This window comes from Rhizobium sp. H4 (assembly GCF_003013335.1).
GTDB lineage: Bacteria > Pseudomonadota > Alphaproteobacteria > Rhizobiales > Rhizobiaceae > Rhizobium > Rhizobium sophoriradicis.
In genome coordinates this window covers 40,291-59,241 of the sequence record NZ_PSOW01000014.1, presented here as the reverse complement: position 1 = coordinate 59,241, position 18,951 = coordinate 40,291, and the positions used below count along the sequence as shown (strand labels likewise).

Genomic DNA, 18,951 nt, shown 5'->3' with positions numbered 1-18,951 from the left:
AGTCTTTAATTTCAATGCTGTGCTAAACATTTATTAAAATGCAAGCGCAAATTGTCTGGCATATAATCCCGCAGAAATTCGGTTGCCAGACCCTGATGCCGAAAAATGTGAGCAATCTTCACGCGATCCACTGCTCTATGCTATTGATGCAGCTCCGATTTCGTCGCAGCAGGCGATAGAGCGTTCAGCTTGATCTTTCCGCGGGGTGAGCTCTGAATGATCCGTTAATCGCCGGTTCAGGTAGCCTTTTGTAGCATCGCATCATTCCCGTTTTCGCAGATGCACAAGAGGTTAGACGTGTCGCTATTCAAGGTCTATGCAAGAGCTCTGCGCTATCTTGGCGCCTACAAGCTCCGCGTATCCCTGGTCGTTATCGCCAATATTGTTCTGGCGACCATTACCATTGCGGAACCGATCCTGTTCGGTCGCATCATCGATGCGATCTCGGGCAAGGGTGAAGTCAAGCCCATCCTGTTCATGTGGGCGGGCTTCGCCGTGTTCAACACCGTTGCCTTCGTCCTGGTATCGCGCGAGGCCGACCGGCTTGCCCACGGGCGGCGGGCTACGTTGCTGACGGAGGCTTTCGGCCGGATCATTTCCATGCCGCTCGCCTGGCACCACCAGCGCGGCACCTCCAACGCGCTGCATACGCTGCTGCGCGCCTGCGAGACGCTGTTCGGCCTCTGGCTGGAATTCATGCGCAACCATCTGTCGACGGTCATCGCGCTTGCTCTGCTGATACCGACCGCAATGTCGATGGACCTGCGCCTTTCCGCCGTGCTCATGGTGCTCGCCATCGCCTACTGGCTGATCGGCCGCGTCGTCATGAGTCGCACCAAGGACGGCCAGGCTTCGGTCGAGAACCACTACCATACCGTCTTCTCGCATGTCAGCGACTCGATCAGCAACGTGTCCGTGCTGCATAGCTACAACCGCATCGAAGCTGAGACCAAGGCGCTGAAATCCTTCGCTAACCGGCTGCTCGAAGCGCAGTATCCGGTGCTCGACTGGTGGGCGATCGCCAGCGCGCTGAACCGCATGGCCTCAACCATCGCGATGATGGTCGTCCTGATCATCGGCACGATGCTCGTCCAGTCCGGTGAGCTGCGCGTCGGTGACGTCATTGCCTTCATCGGCTTTGCCAACCTGCTGATTGCCCGCCTCGATCTGATGCGTCAATTCGCCACGCAGATCTTCGAGGCCCGTTCCAAGCTGCAGGACTTCTACACGCTCGAGGATTCGGTGCGTGAACGCGAAGAGCCGGCCGGCAGCGGTGAGATCAAGAACGTCAAGGGTGCAGTCGAATTCCGCGACGTCTCCTTCGGCTTCGGCAACAGCTCGCAGGGTCTGCACAATGTCTCCTTCTCGGTGAAGGCCGGCCAGACGGTTGCCATCGTCGGCCCGACCGGCGCCGGCAAGACGACGCTCGTCAACCTGCTGCAGCGCGTCTACGATCCGCAGGGCGGCCACATCCTCGTCGACGGCACCGATATCACCAAGGTGACCCGCAAGTCGTTGCGTCGCCATATCGCCACCGTCTTCCAGGATGCGGGCCTGCTGAACCGCTCGATCAGCGACAATATCCGCCTCGGCCGCGAGGGTGCCAGCGAAGAGGAAATGCGCCGGGCGGCCGAAGCCGCCGCCGCCGCCGACTTCATCGAAACCCGCGAGGATCGTTACGATACGCATGTCGGCGAACGCGGCAACAAGCTCTCCGGCGGCGAGCGCCAGCGCATCGCGATCGCCCGCGCCATCCTCAAGGACGCGCCGATCCTGGTGCTCGACGAGGCCACCTCGGCGCTCGACGTCGAGACTGAAGCCCGCGTCAAGGCAGCGATCGACAATCTGCGTGAGAATCGCACCACCTTCATCATCGCCCACCGTCTGTCGACGGTCCGCGAAGCCGACATGGTGCTCTTCCTGGACAATGGCCGCGTCGCCGAGCAGGGCAGCTTCGACGAACTCAGCCAGAGCAACGGTCGCTTCGCCGCCCTGCTGCGCGCAAGCGGTATCCTGACGGACGACGAAGTCCGCAAGGCCCACGCCACGGAAGCGGCCTGATCGGTCGGGTTTCAAAACAAAGGCCGGAAGGGTAGCTCCTTCCGGCCTTTTTGTTTCTGGGTAAGGCCAGTCCAACTCTCCGTGTACCCTGAGCCACCCCCTCTGCCCTGCCGGGCATCTCCCCCACAGGTGGGGAGATGCCCGGCAGGGCAGAGGGGGTGCCATACGCCGCCACGTCGCCATTCCCGCGATTGACCACCCTGGCGATCTTCCTACCTTCCGCCTTGTCCAAGCATCGGGGGGAAAGCCCATGAAGGTCCTGCGCATCGTTGCCAATATTGCGGCACCCCACATCACGCCGGCCCGGCGGTTCTATCAGGATATCCTCGGCCTCGACGTGATCATGGATCACGGCTGGATCACCACCTTCGGCGCCGCCAGGCCTATGAACGTTCAGGTGAGCATCGCCAGCGAAGGTGGCTCCGGCACGCCGGTGCCGGATCTCTCGATCGAAGTCGACGATCTCGATGCTGCTTTCGCGGCGATGTCGGCCGCCGGTTTTCCGATCGAATAAGGCCCGGTGGACGAGCCCTGGGGTGTCAGGCGCTTTTATGTCCGCGATCCCCTGGGCAGGCTGGTGAACATCCTCGTTCACAAAAACTGAGCCGGCGGGCATGGCCCGCCGGCTCACTTCTATCCGTTCTCCAGGCAAAGCCAGCTACTATTTCCGATTGGTCCGGCGATAGGTGTTTGCCGCCCCGCCGATCCGCACGGGCACCGGGACGGCGGCAACCTCGCTGACGAGCTTGCTCTTGACCTTGCCCTGCTGACGCTTGTGCTCGAGATAGTAGGCATAGCTGAATTGCGTCGCAATACCGGCGATGACGAAGATCGGGCCGACCAGCGGATCCTTGTTGGTGATGTAGAGCACCACCTGGCCGACCATGGCGAGGATCGTGCCGGCGACAAAAATGTTGAGCGAATGCCGGCCGAGGATCGTCAGCGGGTGGTCCGCGGGACGCCGCAGGATGCGGGAGAATGCGGGGATGCTGATAATCAGATAGGTCAGCGCCAGCACATGCAGCAGCCGCGGCAGCGACAAGAAGGTCTTGTCGAAACCGGTGATAACAGGCGGCAGGCCAAGCGCTGCCAGCGAGTTGCCGAAAATCCAGAGATGACCTGTCACCCAGACGAAGGACAGCATGACGTAAGCGGCGGCGACGCCTAGCAATAGCGGATGCCGCGGGATCCGGCCGCCGCGCTTGATATGCAGGATCGAGACGATGCCGATCGAAAATAGGAATTGCCAAGAGAGCGGATTGAGGAACCAATAGCCTTCGATCAGCATGTTGTGCGGCGCCATCTGATAAATGCCGGCGAGCAGCCAGACCGTGCCCGAGACGGCAAGCGCCAGCAGCGGGCTTCGCTCGTTCAGGAGAAGGAGGATCGGCACCATCAGCAGCAACGCCCCGTACATGGGCAGGATATTGTTGTAGCCGATCTGGTGGCCGAGCAGGAGCAGCGCCGGGATACCGTCCTTGAGGTTCATCAGCACCGCCAGAATATTGATTTCGACAAGAAGTCCGGGCCGGTGGAACAGCCAGGCGCCGCAGATGAACAGCGCCAGCGTCATGAATGTCGTGATCATATGGGCGAGGTAGAGCGTGAAGGCCCGCTTTGCCGCCTTGATCGCCATGCTGAGCCGGTTGCCCGGCTGAAAGCGGCTCCCGTAAGCAAGGCCGACGGCAATGCCGGATATCAGCACGAAGGCCTCGGCGGCATCGGAGAAGCCGAAATTCTTCGTCGTCGCATATTCGAAGAACTGCCCGGGAACATGATTGATGAAGATCATGATCAGGGCGAGGCCACGCAGCACGTCAAGCCGTGTATCGCGCCCTGGCGCAGCTGGCGATAGGGAACTGCGCTCGGCGCCGATGGCTTCGGTCAGCGTGCTTGCCATGGGGTGTCTCCTGTTATCCGATTTGCAAACGCGACGACGGCCAAAAGGGTTCCCTTTTGGCCGTTCGCGAATCGCCGTGATGTCTGCGTGGAGAAACGCTTTTATCCGAGCGGATATCCCTCTTCGGGATCGGCGATTTCGCTGCCGTTGATCGACAGAGTGTAGCCGCTGGCATTGGACGCTTTTGAGACCGAAATGCGGTATTTGCCGTCGCCCCGCTCCACCTCTGCCGCAAAACCGTCCCATTCCGACGGGAGCGACGGACGCACATAAAGCCGGCCGTCTTTCAACCGGATACCGAGAATGCCCTCGACGGCAGCGCGGTAGAGCCAGCCGGCCGAGCCGGTATACCAGGTCCAGCCGCCGCGCGCCGCATAGGGCTCATGTCCATAGACGTCGGCGGCGACGACATAGGGTTCTACGCGGTATTGCTCGGCCGAGGCCTTGTCGAGCGCATGGGTGATCGGGTTGAGGATCTGGAAGCAGCGCAACGCATCATCGCCCCGCTTGAGCTCCGCCAGCGCCATCACCACCCAGGTCGCGGCATGGGTATATTGACCGCCGTTTTCGCGCACGCCCGGCGGATAAGCCTTGATATAACCGGGATCCCTGGCGGAATTGATGAAAGGCGGCGTAAACAGCCGGACGATGCGGGCTTCCTCGTCGACCAGTTGATCGAGCACGGCGTCCATGGCCTTGACGGCGCGGGCCGGGTCGCCCTCGCCTGATAGAACGCTCCAGGACTGCGCGATCGAATCGATCCGGCATTCCGGGCTTTCCTTGGAACCGAGCAGCGCCCCATCGTCGAACGTGCCGCGGCGATAGTAGCCGCCGTCCCATCCCGCGGTTTCGAGCGCTTTCTTCAAGTCCTTTAGATGTGCAGACCAGCGCTTTGCGCGCGCAGTGTCGCCGCGCTCTTCGGCATAGGGAATGAAGTTGCGCAATGCACCCGCCAGGAACCAGCCGAGCCAGACGCTGGTGCCGCGGCCGGCGATGCCGACGCGGTTCATGCCGTCGTTCCAGTCGCCGCCGAGGAACAGCGGCAGGCCGTTAGCCCCCTTGCGGGCGATGGCGAGATCGAGTGCCAGCGCCGCATGTTCGTAGACGCTCGCCTTATCCTCGGAAATCTCCGGCTTGTAGAAGGAGTCATGCTGTCCCTCGAGAAGCGCCGGACCTTCCAGGAAGGCGATTTCCTCGTCGAGCACGCTCTTGTCGCCGGTGACGCTGCAATAGTGGTGGATCGCATAGCTCAGCCAGACGACGTCGTCCGAGATCATCGTGCGGACGCCGGCACCCGTTCCCGGCAACCACCAATGCTGGACATCGCCCTCGCGGAATTGGCGCGAGGCGGCGTTCAGGATCTGCCGGCGGGCGATCGAGGGTTCGTGCAGCAGGAAGGCCAGCGTGTCCTGCAGCTGATCGCGGAAGCCGAAGGCGCCGCTTGCCTGGTAGAAGGCGGTGCGGGCCATGATCCGGCAGCCGAGGCTCTGATAGGGCAGCCAGGTGTTGACGAGATTGTTCATCCCGCGATCCGGCGTCGAGATCTGCAGCCTGCCGGTGAAATCCCGCCAGAAGCTGCGGTTTGCCTCGACGGCATCATCGAACGAAGCCTTGCGGATATCGGCGATGACGGCGCGCGCTTCTTCTTCCGTCGGCGTATCGCCGAGGAAGAAGGTGAAGTCGCGCTCCTCGCCGGCGTTAAGCTCGATGTCGATCGCCAGAGCCGCGGCCGGATCGCCGTCGAGTTCGGTCGCACCCGAAAGAGCAGCCGCTGACGTAACGGCCTGCGGCGCCTGGATCGTTCCCGCCTTGCCGATGAACTCGCGCCGGCTTGCGCAGACGCTCGAAGGAGTCTCGCTCGCCGCGAAGAAGGCGGTTCGGTTGGAAAAATCGATGCTGTAGGGATTGGTGGCAAACAGCGCGCCCGTCTCCTCATCTTGGCTCGACAAGATGAAGGGTGCGGTGCGTCCCGGATTGCTGCCGAGGACCCATTCAACGTAACCGTAGAGCCGCAGCCTGCGGCCGGTCGAGCCGGTGTTGCGCAGGCGCAGGCGCTGCAGCTTCACCGGCTTGTCGCGGGCGACCGTCTGCGTCAGCTCCAGTGCGATATCGTGCTGGATGCTCGAGAAGACCGAATAGCCGAGCCCGTGGCGGGCCTCAAAACGAACGTCCGGCCGGCGCGACAGCGCTGCGAACGGCGTCATGACCGCACCGCTGTCGAGATCGGCGAGATAGAAGGCCTCACCCGAACGGTTGACCACCGCATCGTTCGACCAGGAGGTCAGCTGGTAATCGCGCGAATTGACGCTCCAGGTGAAGCCAGCGCCTTCGGCCGACACGTGAAAGCCGAACCTGTCGTTGGAAATGACGTTGATCCAGGGCTGGGGCGTCGCATGGCCCCCGGGCAGGCGAACGACATATTCGCGGCCGTCTCGGGCAAAGCCGCCGATGCCGTTCCAGAAGTCGAGATCGCCTCCCTCCTCGATGACGACGGCCGGCACGACAGGCGGCGGCACCGGAGCGATGCGCTTGACCGGAACCTTGTTGCGCTCGGCGCGCTCCATTTCCTGCAGTTCATCTTTCGAGGGTGCAAAGAGGGCGACGGCGCGGTTGATCTGGTCGACCACCTTGCCGTTCTTCGCATGCAGGGTGACGCGGGAAGCCGCGATCACCGCATGATAGGTGCTCTCCTCCATCAGGTCCTTTCGAACCGCGAAGATATGCTGACGTAACCCGTCGGCCTGGCCCATGCGGCGCACGTTCTCGCACATGGCGTCGAGCGCGTGCTGCATGTCCTGCGCGTAGGAAGAGGCGCGTTCGTTCATGATGATGAGATCGGCGGTGACGCCGCGCGAGCGCAGATATTCCTGCGCCAGCAGCGCCTCGCGGGCGATATCGAGATCCATGTCGTCGTTGACGCGCAACGTGAAAATCGGAAAATCGCCGGAGATCGCCAAAGGCCACAGTGCCGATTGCGACTGCAGGCCGGCCTCGACCGTCGCTTCATCCTTGCGCAACTGCATGTCGGGATAGACGAGGTAGCGCCCGAGATGCTGGAAGGCTGCCGCCTGCTGCGAGGTGACGCCGACATGGCGCATCTGCACCTGCGTGCGCGTCCAGGCCTGGACGAGTTCGTGGTTGAAGGCGTCGGGGTGACGATAGCGGTTGACCGCCTTGTCGACCTCGTCGCGGTTTGGAGCGGCGATCGTCCAGAAGAACACGCTGACCTTTTTGCCGGCCGGCACACGCACGGTGCGGCGCAGCGACATGACGGGATCGAGCATGAAGCCGTCGCTGCCGGAAAGTGTGGCACCCGGATCGAAGGCCGCCGCATCGGCGAGGCTGCGGCCACGGCCGATGAACTTGCGCCGGTCGGTCTCGAATTCGGTGTGACGGGTGTCGCCGGCATTGTCGACGATCAGATGCGCGATGCTGATGTTCGGCTCATTCGGATCGCGTTTGTTGCGTTCGGCGCGAATGACGTCGCCGCGCTTGCCGATTTCGGTCTTGACGAACATGCGGGCGAATGCCGGATGCGCATTGTCGGTATCATCCGAGGTGATGACAGGTTCGAGATAGGAAGTGACTTCGATGAAACGGTCTTCCGTGCCCATGTTGAGCAGGGTGACGCGGCGGGCCTCTGCATCATGCTCCGTTGCGATGATGCACTCCACCTCGCTCGTCAGATCACCGACCGTCTTGATGAATTGCGCCTTTTCGTCAGCGAACTCGACCTTGATCTTTTCACCCTCGACGCCCTTCGGCTCTGCCGTCGCCGACCACCATTCGTTGGTGGCGGTATCGCGCAGGAAGATGAAGGTGCCCCAGCGGTCTTCGGTCGGATCGGCCTTCCAGCGGGAAACGGAAAGGCCGTTCCAGCGGGAATAACCGGCGCCCGTCGCCGTCAGCATCAGCGAGTAGTGGCCGTTCGACAGGAACACGAGTTCACGGTCGCGCGAAGCCGGATCGCTGATCTTCCGGATCTCCGGCCGCAGCAGATCGTCCTGGATGCTCGCCGGCGTGTCGGATTCATGCTTGCCGCTCATGACCGGAATGTCGCGCGGCGCCTTTTCCTGCAGCAGAAGCTCCGCCGCCTCGATAACCGGGTCGGAATGGAAGAGCTCGCGCAGATGGCCGTTGAAGGCGACGTTGGCGACGGCGGCGATCGACATGCCGTGATGGTGGGCATAATAATTGTAGACCACCGCGCATTTCTTGCCTTCCGGCACGCGCGTCGGCGTGAAGTCGACGGCGTCGTGGAAGCCGAACTTGCCGAGCGCGCCGACCTTGCGCAGCCGCTGCAGGTTTTCAAGTGCGCCCGGCGGGTCGTACTGGCTGGCCAGCAGCGAAGCATAGGGCGCGATGACGGCATTGTGGCCGAGGCCGCGCTTGAGACCGAGCGTCGGCACCCCGAAATTCGTGTACTGATAGTTGAGGTTATGGTCGCGGGCATTGAAGGCCGCTTCCGAAATACCCCACGGAATACCGAGCTTGCGGGCGTAATTCATCTGCTCGACGACAACAAGATTGTTGGTCTGGTTGAGAATACCGCCGCCGCGCTCCTGCATGACGAGCGGCGGCATCAGATATTCGAACATCGAGCCGGACCAGGAGACCAGCGCGCCGCGCGATCCCACCGGCACGACCTGACGGCCGAGGCGGTACCAATGTTCGGTCGGCAAATCGCCCTTGGCGATGCCGAACAGGCTGGTCAGGCGGCATTCGGAAGCCAGCAGATCGTAGCAGGCCTGGTCGAGCTCGCCGCTTTCGACGCGGTAGCCGATCGAAAGCAGGCGACGTTCCGGTCGGAACAGGAAGCCGAAATCCATCGAGAAGGCGAGATCGCGGGCCTTGTCGCGCAACGCGACCAGACGCGGCCGGAGCGCATCGACCTTGGAAAGATCGAAGGTGCTGTCTGATATATGCGCCTCGCAGACCTTCACCAGCGACGCCGCCCATTGGGTGACTTCTTCGCTCTGCTTCGACTTGACCTCGTGGTCGAGATTGGCGGCGAGCTTTTCGATGTCGCGGGCGAGAACGGCGAGGTTGATGATGCGGATCGAGGCGAATTCGTGCTCGCGCTTGACGGCGGCAAGCGCGTTCTGGAAGCCGACAATGCGCTCTTCCAGGCGCCGGCGTAGCGGCCGCACGGTCTTGCGGTCATCAGGCAGGTCCGCCAGCACTTCGCCCAAAATGCCTGCCGTATCGCCGACACCGTCGAGATTGCCCTGCATGTGGGCAGAGGGCGCCTCGGCCCAGTTGCGGCAGGCCGAAGAAACGGCGATCAGGTGGCCGGCGAGATTGCCGCTGTCGACGGCTGAGACATAACGCGGCCCAAGCGTCTGCAGCGTATCGCTGTGATACCAGTTGAACAGATGGCCGCGGAATTTCTCCATTTTATCGATTGTGGCAATCGTCTGCTCCAGCCGCTCGAGCGTCTCCTCGAAGGAGAACCAGCCGAATTGCCGGCCGGAGACGACGGAAAGCAGATAGACGCCGATATTGGTCGGCGAGGTGCGGGCCGCGACGATGACATGCGGCGTTTCCTGGATATTATCCGGCGGCAGATAATTCTGCTCGGCCGTGGTGAAGGTCTCGAAATAGCGCCAAGTGCGCCGGGCGATCTTGCGCAACTCGCTCGACACGGAATCGGCGACTTCGAGCCGGTCCTCGGTTTCCGCCGACTGGCTGACATACCAGGCGACGACAGGCGAGAGAATCCACAGCAGCGCGAAGGGAATGCCGACGAGGAAAGCGTTGTCGCCGGGAAGAGCGGCGAAACCAAGCGCCAGCAGCGCCAGCACCGGCGCATGCCACATCTGCTTGTAATAAGAGGCGAGGGTGCCTTGCCCGCCGGCCTGAACGCTGGCGGCGGTCCGCCACTGCAGCATCAGCTTGCGGCTGACGAACAGGCGGTAGAGCGAACGGCCGATCGCATCCGCCATCATGCAGGCGGAGTCGGCGATGAAGACAATCCGCAATGCGACCTGCGCATTGGCGGCGGTGATATCCGACCAGACCGTATAGAGATGGGCGCGGGCGACGATGTCGCTGGTGCGCGGGATGATGCCGTTGATCAGCGACAGCGTCGGCGCCACGAAGAGGCAGAAGATCAGCAGAATCTGCCAGACGAGCGCGCCGAGCGGACCCATGAAATACCAGCCGAGCACGGAAGCGAAGAACCAGGCGATCGGCGTCAGCGACCGGCGGAGATTGTCGAACATCTTCCAGCGGCCGAGGGCCGTGACGCCGTATTTCGGATTGAACATGTAGGGCAGGAGCTGCCAGTCGCCGCGCGCCCAGCGATGCTGGCGCGAGGTCTCCACCTCGTAGCGGATCGGGAAATCTTCGACCAGCTCGAGATCGGTGACGAGGGCGCAGCGCGCCATCGAACCTTCGAGAAGGTCGTGGCTGAGCACGGAATTCTCGTCGATCCGGCCCTTCAGCGAGGCTTCGAAGGCATCGACATGATAAAGCCCCTTGCCGGTGAAAGTGCCCTCGCCGGCGAGATCCTGATAGACGTCGGAAACCGTGAAGACATAAGGATCGAGGCCGCGGTTGATCGAAAAGACGCGCTGGAAGACCGAGGCGTCCTTGCCCGTCGTCAACGACGGCGTGACACGCGGCTGCAGCACGCCGTAGCCGCTTTCGACACGACCGGTTTTCGGATTGATGACCGGACGGTTGATCGGATGATAGAGTTTGCCGACGAGCTTGGTGACGGCGTCGCGCATCAGGCGCGTGTCGGCGTCGAGCGTCATGACATATTGCACATTGGCCGGCACGGCATTGGCGCCCGGCAGATATGTCGTGTCGCGGTCGCCGCGCAGCAGCATGTTCAGCTCGTGCAGCTTGCCGCGTTTGCGCTCCCAGCCCATCCAGACGCCTTCCGAGGCGTTGTAGAGGCGGCGGCGGTGCAACAGGTAGAAACGCGTCTTGCCGTCATAGGCATAGCGGGCGGAAAGATTGGCGATCTCGCGCCTGGCATAGTCAAGAACCTCGAGATCGGCGGGCGTCTCCTCGACATCGCTGTCCGGCCAGTCGCTGAGCAGCGCGAAATAGATCTCGCCGCGCGGATTGGCGAGATAGTGGACCTCGAGATTGCGAACGTGGTCGTCGACGCTGTCGCGGTTCGAGATCAGGCAGGGCACGACGAGCAGCGTGCGCGCATCCTCCGGAATGCCTTCCTTGAACTCGTAGCCGACGAGACGCGCTGGCGTCACAAAGAAAGAAAGAAGCGTGTTGAAGAGGCCTGTCGCCCCCTCCGATGCCGGCAGCGAGAACATGATCAGCAGCACGGCGATTTCGAGTGCACCCATGCCGGCACTAGCCATGAAGTTGCCGACAACAGCCATGGCGATAACAGTCAGCAGCATGACCGGTACGGCAATTGCCAGCCAGTTGAACTGGCGCACGGCGCGCACGAAATGCTGGGTGACTGTCGGGCGATAATTCGCCCGTGCCTCGAGCTTCGGTCGCTGCGCGCCGGATAGGAAGCCGCCGACATTCGGTTCATGCGGCTGCGGTTCGCCGGAGGCCTTGGCGGCATCCGTCATATCGAGCGCCAGCTGGGCGATTTCCATTTCAGTCAGCGGCGAACGCTTCGCCAGCTTTTCGATCTGCTTGCGATATTTGTTGCGCGAGCCGGAATCGAGAATGCCGTAGTCCGAATGTTCCCATAGCAGTTTGTCGACATGGCTGACCTGCTCGACCCAAACCGACCATTCGGTATCGTCGATCTCGCGCAGGCTGCGGATGATGTTGCCCATCGTCACATTGCCGGAGGAGAGACGGCTGTGTTCCGCCGTCGTCGCCTCTTCGGTGTTCCGGCCAAGCTCTTCGAGCCGCTCGTCGAGCCAGGTGATCGCCAGGCTCGAGGTCTGCGAGCCGTCACGCAGGCGGTAGAGGAACTGCGTCGAGAAGGTATTGTCCTCGGCAAGCGGTTCCAGCGTCTTCAGATAGGCGGCTGCCTTGGCCGGATCGGTCAGGCGCACCAGCTCGTCGGCGGCCTCGTTGGCGCGGCGGCGCAGGCGGCGGCTGGCTTCCACACGGCTCGAAATACGGCGAAGGTTTTCGACGAGCACGTAGCGCACCAGCGAGGGCAGCGCCCAGAGTTCGCCGATCCTCAGCGTCTCGTTGGCCTGGAAGCCGTCGACCAGCGCCGTCAGGCTTTCCTGCGAGATCGTGCTGTGGGTATGGGCGACGTAGAGCCAGGCAAGCACCAGAGTGCGGGGAATCTCGACACCGCCGACAGGCATGGTCGGCAATTCGCGGTAGAAGCGGCGGGGGAAGTCACGCCGCACCTCCTGGATCGCCTCCTCGACGATGTAGTGATTGTCCAGCAGCCATTCCGCCGCAGGCGTGATCGTCTCGCCGGCCTCCACATCCGTCGCCGTCGTGCGATAGACGCGCAGGATTTCCTTCTGATTTTCCTTGTGGCGCGCGAAGAAATCGAAAGGGGCGAAAGCCGGCAGCTTATCGACGCCGTTGCGGGCGACGGCATCGCCCATCGCCTTAATGTCCTCGATGGAAAGATAGGTCGAGCGGATCGAATCATTGTGATCGATCTGCTTCATCTCGGGTTCGCGGGGAAGGCTCGGAGAAAGAATGGCAATAGACATGGGTTCGGTTCTGGATCCAAACAAAGTTATGGCTGGTTTTGCTCAGCCTTTTGCACTGCTTATCATGACTGCTACATGAACGGGCCCCGATTCGTCGAAGATCGATGAAGCTGGGGGAATGACGTCGGCAGACGATGCAAACGGACGAGGCTTTGTAGCAGGATCGCCCCCAAAGGGCGATCGTTACCCTCTGCGCAAAACCATGTCGAAAAGTTGGACACCATCGCAACAATTCAAGTCAAGGGGTGCAGACCAGCGGAGCAGCGCTCGCTTGCCGGTGCGGGGCGAAAGAGGTCGCATGGCAATCATAAAATCGGCCGTCGACAGAACGAGATCAAAAATGCGCCGCATCTGGGTGGATGCGGCGCATCTGCAATTGGAAAAGATAGAGAATGATCAAGGGCGGAATACCGGGACAGATAAGATGCCCGGATTCACTAATTGCGGCACCCGCCAAAGCCCCGGCCGCTGCCGAGGCTTGTTATCCGCCAATTAACCGACGACGCCGAAGACCATCGCCACCACAAACAGAAATGCCGCAGTGAAAATTGTCCCATGGAGCACCGTCTGAAGCCTGTGACGCGCGGCGTGCGGCTTCTTGGTCGGTACGGAACCATAGTGGTTCACGTGAGTATGCGAAATACCCAGTTCTGCCATATGTCGCCTCCGTTGTTCGCGTGCGGCCGGTTGTGCGGCTCGCTGTTATATTTCTTATTCTCTATCAGGTAGGTAGAGATAAATTTCCGTCCAGAGGGAGCGGAAGAGAAAATTCGACCAGCTCTTAGCAGAGCGTGCGCCACGCCCAGATCAACGAGCGCTCGATGGCGTTCTCGTCCTGAGGCGGGTTGGAGGTCTCGATCAGGCGCCGGTCCTTTTCCGCAGGCATGGACACCGTGATCTGTTCTTTGCGGTTGGCTCTAGCCGGAGGATCGAGGTAGCCCATGGTCATCCCGCCGAGAAAGAACATGCCTTGACCTCCATCGATCACGAAAGCTAACAGTCGTTAACAGGATCATGACAGAAGCGGGGCAGCTGTCAATAGTCTAGTTGATTAGTCGTCTTTTAGGGAATCATTATCCATAACGCCGCCGCCCGCCGTTACTTTTCAAGCTTGAATTGATTGCCTTTCAGGCTTTGACGAACCCCTTGCTCGCGATCATCAAATTTCTCGTATAGTCCTGTTGAACCGCGCCCTCTGCCAACGCTTGCGAGCTCAATCGTTCGACAATGGCGCCGTTGCGCATCACGGCGAGCCTATCGCACATATGGGTGATCACACCGAGATCGTGGCTCACCATTATGAAGGTGAGTTTGCGGTCGCTGCGGATCTGCTCGAGCAGGTTCAGCACCTCCGCCTGCACCGAGGCATCAAGCGCCGACGTCGGCTCGTCGAGCAGCAGAATCGACGGCTCGACGATCAGCGCCCTGGCGATCGCCACGCGCTGCCGCTGGCCACCGGAAAGCTGATGCGGGTAGCGGAAACGAAAACCATTGCCGAGACCGACTTCGTCGAGCGCACGGGCAATGCGCCTGTCGTTGTCCCCGATGCCGTGGATCGCAAGCGGTTCGAGCAGCAGCCGGTCGATCGTCTGGCGCGGATGCAGCGAGCCATAAGGATCCTGGAAGACCATTTGCACGCGCCGATAGAAGGCCTTGCTGCGCTTTGCGCCTTTCAATGCTTCGTCGTCGACGTGGATCGCGCCGCCGCTGATCGGCGCAAGTCCGGCCACGGCGCGCAGCAAGGTGGATTTTCCCGAGCCGGACTCGCCGACGAGACCGAAGGATTCACCGCGTTCGACATCGATGCTGACGTCCTTCAGCGCGTGAAATTCATCGTAGACGACGCTGAGATTGTCGACATGGAGTGCTGCGCTCATGCCGCCCACTCCGGCTTGCGGTCGAGCACCGGCAGGGGATGACGGCTGGCGCCGATTTCGGGCATGCAGTTCAGCAGTCCTTGCGTATAGGGATGCTGCGCATGTCTGAGATCGGCGGCCGCAAGCTCCTCGACGATCTTTCCGGCATACATGACGATGACGCGATCGCAGAACGTGGAAACCAGCCGGAGATCATGGGAGATGAAGATCAATCCCATGCCGCGCTCCGACACCAGCCTGTCCATGATTCTGAGCACATCGAGCTGCACCGTCACGTCGAGCGCCGAGGTCGGCTCGTCGGCAATCAGCAGTTCCGGCCCGGCGATCAGCATCATGGCGATCATCGCACGCTGCCCCATGCCGCCCGAAACTTCGTGCGGGTGCAGGTCGAAGACGCGTTTCGGATCGCGGATCTGCACGGCCTCCAGCATGGCGAGCGCTCGCTCGCGCGCCTCCGCCTTGCCGACCTTTTCATGGGTGCGCAGCGTTTCGCAGATCTGCCGGCCGATCGTCATGACAGGATCGAGCGAATATTTCGGATCCTGCAGGATCATGGCGATGCGTTTGCCGCGCAGCCTGCGCCTTTGCCCGGCCGAGGCCTTGAGGAGGTCGATGCCGCTGAAATCCAGCCTGTCGGCCGTGACGATGCCGTGTTTCGGCGTCAGGCCCATGATCGCCCGGCCGGTCTGCGACTTGCCGGAGCCGGATTCGCCGACGATGCCGAGCCTTTCCTTGCCGAGTGTGAAGGAGACGCCGCGCACGGCCTCGATCAAGCCGGTGCGCGTGGGGTAGCTGACCTTGAGTGTGTCGACCGTCAGAAGCGTCGTCACTGGCCGCTCTCCTTCGGATCGAGTGCGTCGCGCAGGCCGTCGCCGAGCAGATTGAAGCCGAGGCTGACGATGAGGATAGCGATGCCGGGCATCGCCGCCACCCACCATTGATCGAGGATGAAGCGCCGGCCCGAAGCAATCATCGCCCCCCATTCCGGCAGCGGCGGCTGCGCGCCCAAGCCGAGGAAGCCGAGGCCGGCGGCCGTCAGGATGATGCCGGCCATATCGAGTGTCACGCGCACGATCAGCGAGGAAATGCAGAGCGGCATGACATGGCGCACAATGATGCGCAGCGGCGAGGCACCCATCAGCCTCACCGCCGAGATATAGTCGGACCGCCGCACCGTCAGCGTTTCGGCGCGGGCGATACGGGCATAGGGCGGCCAGGAGGTGATGGCTATGGCGATGATCGCGTTCTGGATGCCGGGCCCCAGTGCTGCGACGAAAGCGAGCGCCAGCACCAGCTTCGGAAAGGCGAGGAAAATATCGGTGATGCGCATCAGCGTCGCATCCACCCAGCCGCCGGCATAACCGGAGACGGTACCGACGATCAGGCCGATCGGTGCCGAGATGACGGCAACGAGCACGACGACCAGCAGCGTCAAACGCGATCCGTAAATCAGCCGCGAAAAGATATCACGGCCCTGATCGTCGGTGCCGAGCAGGAATTCACCCGTTCCCGGCGGCAGCAGCCGGGCATTGCGCAGATCGCCGACGACGGGATTGTGCGTGGCGATGATATCGGCGAAGGCGGCGATGAAAAGCAGCGCCACGATGATCAGCAGGCCGACGACGGCAAGCCGGTTTGCGGTGAACTGCCGCCAGGTGACATAGGCGCGGCCGAGCCGCGCCTGCATGCGCGATTGCGGCCGGTCGGACAGCAGCCAGTCGCGGCGGCTCATCGTTGGCAATGGGCTGGCGGGAGCCGTCATCGGTTTCGCGTCCTCGGGTCGAGCGTCCGGTAGAGAAGATCGGACAGAAGATTGATGCCGATGAAAACCGTGCCTATGACGATCGTGCCGCCGAGAACGGCGTTCATATCGGCATTCTGCAGCGAGTTGGTGATGTAGAGCCCGATGCCCGGCCAGGAGAAGACGGTCTCGGTCAGTACCGATCCTTCGAGCAGGCCGGCATAGGAAAGCGCGATGACGGTGACGAGCGGCACGGCGGCGTTGCGGAGCGCATGCCCCCAGATCACCCGTGTTTCCGAAAGCCCCTTGGCGCGCGCGGCAACGATATATTCCTGCGACAGCTCGTTCAGCATGAAGCTGCGGGTCATGCGGCTGATATAGGCAAGCGAGAAATAGCCGAGCAGCGAGGCGGGCAGGATGATGTGGCGGAACACATCATAGAAAACATCCCACTGCCCCTGCCAGGCGCTGTCGAGAAGATAGAAGCCGGTGATCGGCGTGAATGTATATTCGAAGACGATGTCGATGCGGCCGGGAAAGGCCACCCAGCGCAGCTGCGCATAGAAGATGACGAGCGAGATCAGCGCCAGCCAGAAGATCGGCACCGAATAACCGATCAGGCCGATGACGCGCACCACCTGGTCGGCGATACTGCCGCGGCGCACGGCGGCGAGAACGCCGAGCGGAACGCCGACGCAGGCGCCGATCAGCGTTCCGAGCGTCGCGAGCTCGATCGTCGCCGGCATGACGCGGCGGATATCGACCATGACGGGGTTGGTCGTCAGCACCGAATTGCCGAAATCGCCGGACAGGACGCCTTTGACATAGATGTAGAACTGCTCATAGAGCGGCAGATTGAAGCCCATATCCCGGCGCACCCGCTCGACGACATGGGTGGGGGCGCGGTCGCCGAGGATGGCGAGCACGGGATCGATCGGCACGACGCGGCCGATGAAGAAGGTGACGGCCAGAAGGCCGAGATAGGTGGTGACGGCGGCGAACATGAACCGCCCGACCGCCTTGGCGAAGGTGCTGGCACGGCCCCTTTTTGGCCGCGCCGCCACCTGTGTTGCTTCGATGGTGCTCAAGCGATCAATCCTGCCGGGTCATTCCTTGGCGATCGGCCCGACGAAGTTGGTATCGAAGCTCGGACCCAGCTTGAAGTCCTTCAGGTTCTTGCGATAGCCGGCCACCTCGGTCTGCTGGAAGATAATGACGAAGGGGCTGCTGGCGAGGAACTTCTTCTGAATGTCCTCGTACATGGCAGCACGCTTCTCACCGTCGCGCTCGAGCAAAGCCGCCTTGGCTTGCTTGTCGAGTTCCGGCGCCTCCCAGGTGTTGCGCCACGCAAGGGTCTTCACCGTGCCGGCATCGGAATTGTCGGGATTGCTGGTGAAGGTGTCGGCATTGGAATTCGGGTCGAAATAGTCCGAACCCCACTGGCCAATATACATATCGTGGGTGCGGGCGCGATATTTGGTCAGCGTCTGCTTGCCGTCGCCGGGGATGATCTCCAGCTTCACGCCGGCCTGGGCCAGCGACTGCTGCATCGATTCGGCAATCCCGGTTACCGGCTGGGTGTTGCGCACGTCCATCGTCACCGAGAAACCGTCGGGCAGGCCGGCCTTGGCCAGCAGTTCCTTGGCCTTGGCGACATCGAGCTTGTAGGGATTCTCATCGAGCGCGCCGAGTTGGCCCTCCGGCAGGAAGGTCTGATGGATCTCGCCGATACCCTTGATCAGCGTCGCGCCGATCGCATCGTAGTCGACCAGATATTTGAAGGCCTGCTGGACTTCCGGCTTCTTCAGGTTCTCGTTCTTGTTGTTCAGGCTGACATAATAGATCGTGCCCTTCGGCGCGCTTGTCGTCGCCAGATCGGCATTCTTCGAAACGGCGTCGATGTCGCCCGGCTCGAGATTGCGGGCAATGTCGATATCGCCGGCTTCGAGCGCCAGCCGCTGGGCCGAGCTTTCCTTCATGGCGCGGTAGATGACACGATTGAGCTTCGGCTTGTCGCCGTAATAATTGTCGTTGCGCTCCAGCACGACGACTTCGTTGGCCCGCCATTCGCGCAGCTTGAAGACGCCGGAGCCGGCATAGCCTGTTTTCAGCCACTCATTGCCGAAATCATTGTCGTATTTGTGCTCGGCATCCGGCGTTATCGCCTTCACATGCTCCAGCACGAGCTTTTTATCGACCACGGAGGCAACCGTCGCCGTCAGGCAGTTGAGCACGAAGCTCGGGGCATAGGGCTTGTCGACGGTGAAGACGAAAGTATTGGCATCGGCCGCCTTGGCCTTTTCGGTGACATTGTCGCCGGTCAGGCCGAACTGGGTAAGGATGAAGGCCGGGCTCTTGTCGAGCTTGACGGCGCGCTCGAACGACCATGCAACGTCTTCGGCGGTGATCGGATTTCCCGATGCAAATTTGAGGCCTGGTTTCAGCTTGAACGTATAGGTCAGGCCGTCATCCGAAACGCTCCAGCTTTCGGCAAGATCGCCTTTCACCTTGGATGTGTCGGCGAGATCGAGACGGACGAGCAGGCTGTAGCTGTTGCTGGTGATCTCTGCGGTCGAAAGCTCGAAAGCCTCGCCGGGATCCATCGTGATGATGTCGTCGATGGCAAGCCCTTCGACCAACGTGTCTTTGGGCGTTTCGGCGAAGGCGGAAGGTGCCGTCATCATCAGGAGCGAAAGAGCGGCTCCGGCGGAAAGCAGGCGGAAATTACGGCTGAGCTTGGTGATCATCATG

At 61.8% G+C, this 18,951-nt stretch carries 10 protein-coding genes and 1 pseudogene; 2 read left to right on the top strand and 9 right to left on the bottom strand.

Annotation, left to right across the window (positions count from 1 at the left end; all coding sequences use genetic code 11):
- Nucleotides 1-297: 297 nt before the first annotated feature.
- Both C4N04_RS21445 and C4N04_RS21440 read left to right on the top strand, forming a co-directional pair.
- Complete coding sequence (locus C4N04_RS21445) at nucleotides 298-2,061, top strand: glucan ABC transporter ATP-binding protein/ permease (protein WP_096762081.1); 1,764 nt, start codon at nucleotides 298-300, stop codon at nucleotides 2,059-2,061.
- A gap of 250 nt (nucleotides 2,062-2,311) precedes the next feature.
- A pseudogene (locus C4N04_RS21440) lies at nucleotides 2,312-2,665 on the top strand (VOC family protein).
- Between the two features lie 57 nt (nucleotides 2,666-2,722).
- On the opposite strand, the gene opgC reads toward C4N04_RS21440, so the two are convergent.
- From opgC to C4N04_RS21400, 9 genes are all read right to left on the bottom strand, one after another.
- Nucleotides 2,723-3,961, bottom strand: coding sequence for an OpgC domain-containing protein (opgC, locus tag C4N04_RS21435; protein WP_106796980.1), 1,239 nt, complete (start codon nucleotides 3,959-3,961; stop codon nucleotides 2,723-2,725).
- Nucleotides 3,962-4,062: 101 nt separating this feature from the next.
- A complete protein-coding gene (locus C4N04_RS21430; RefSeq protein ID WP_106796979.1) occupies nucleotides 4,063-12,582 on the bottom strand; it encodes a glucoamylase family protein in 8,520 nt (2,839 codons plus the stop codon).
- 492 nt (nucleotides 12,583-13,074) lie between these two features.
- Nucleotides 13,075-13,239 (bottom strand): hypothetical protein, encoded by a 165-nt coding sequence (locus C4N04_RS31905; protein ID WP_009993387.1) that lies wholly within the window; start codon nucleotides 13,237-13,239, stop codon nucleotides 13,075-13,077.
- A gap of 124 nt (nucleotides 13,240-13,363) precedes the next feature.
- On the bottom strand, nucleotides 13,364-13,549 hold the full coding sequence (locus C4N04_RS21425) for a hypothetical protein (protein ID WP_009993386.1): 186 nt from the start codon (nucleotides 13,547-13,549) through the stop codon (nucleotides 13,364-13,366).
- 160 nt (nucleotides 13,550-13,709) lie between these two features.
- Nucleotides 13,710-14,459, bottom strand: coding sequence for an ABC transporter ATP-binding protein (locus C4N04_RS21420; RefSeq protein ID WP_077992283.1), 750 nt, complete (start codon nucleotides 14,457-14,459; stop codon nucleotides 13,710-13,712).
- A complete protein-coding gene (locus C4N04_RS21415; RefSeq protein ID WP_077992282.1) occupies nucleotides 14,456-15,289 on the bottom strand; it encodes an ABC transporter ATP-binding protein in 834 nt (277 codons plus the stop codon). Before C4N04_RS21415 ends, C4N04_RS21420 begins: the two co-directional genes overlap by 4 nt.
- Entirely contained in the window at nucleotides 15,286-16,221 is a 936-nt protein-coding gene (locus C4N04_RS21410; RefSeq protein WP_077992281.1) for an ABC transporter permease, read from the bottom strand. Before C4N04_RS21410 ends, C4N04_RS21415 begins: the two co-directional genes overlap by 4 nt.
- On the bottom strand, nucleotides 16,218-17,288 hold the full coding sequence (locus tag C4N04_RS21405; RefSeq protein WP_199852494.1) for an ABC transporter permease: 1,071 nt from the start codon (nucleotides 17,286-17,288) through the stop codon (nucleotides 16,218-16,220). Before C4N04_RS21405 ends, C4N04_RS21410 begins: the two co-directional genes overlap by 4 nt.
- Nucleotides 17,289-17,306: 18 nt before the next feature.
- The gene (locus C4N04_RS21400; RefSeq protein ID WP_106796978.1) at nucleotides 17,307-18,950 is read right to left on the bottom strand and encodes an ABC transporter substrate-binding protein; all 1,644 of its coding nucleotides are present in this window, start codon (nucleotides 18,948-18,950) and stop codon (nucleotides 17,307-17,309) included.
- Nucleotide 18,951 lies beyond the last annotated feature (1 nt).

Coding starts and splice junctions, on each gene's coding strand:
- C4N04_RS21420 (WP_077992283.1), bottom strand. CDS start 14,459: ATGAGCGCAGCACTCCATGTCGACAATCTCAGCGTCGTCTACGATGAA.
- C4N04_RS21400 (WP_106796978.1), bottom strand. CDS start 18,950: ATGATGATCACCAAGCTCAGCCGTAATTTCCGCCTGCTTTCCGCCGGA.
- C4N04_RS21410 (WP_077992281.1), bottom strand. CDS start 16,221: ATGACGGCTCCCGCCAGCCCATTGCCAACGATGAGCCGCCGCGACTGG.
- C4N04_RS21430 (WP_106796979.1), bottom strand. CDS start 12,582: ATGTCTATTGCCATTCTTTCTCCGAGCCTTCCCCGCGAACCCGAGATG.
- C4N04_RS31905 (WP_009993387.1), bottom strand. CDS start 13,239: ATGGCAGAACTGGGTATTTCGCATACTCACGTGAACCACTATGGTTCC.
- C4N04_RS21425 (WP_009993386.1), bottom strand. CDS start 13,549: ATGTTCTTTCTCGGCGGGATGACCATGGGCTACCTCGATCCTCCGGCT.
- opgC (WP_106796980.1), bottom strand. CDS start 3,961: ATGGCAAGCACGCTGACCGAAGCCATCGGCGCCGAGCGCAGTTCCCTA.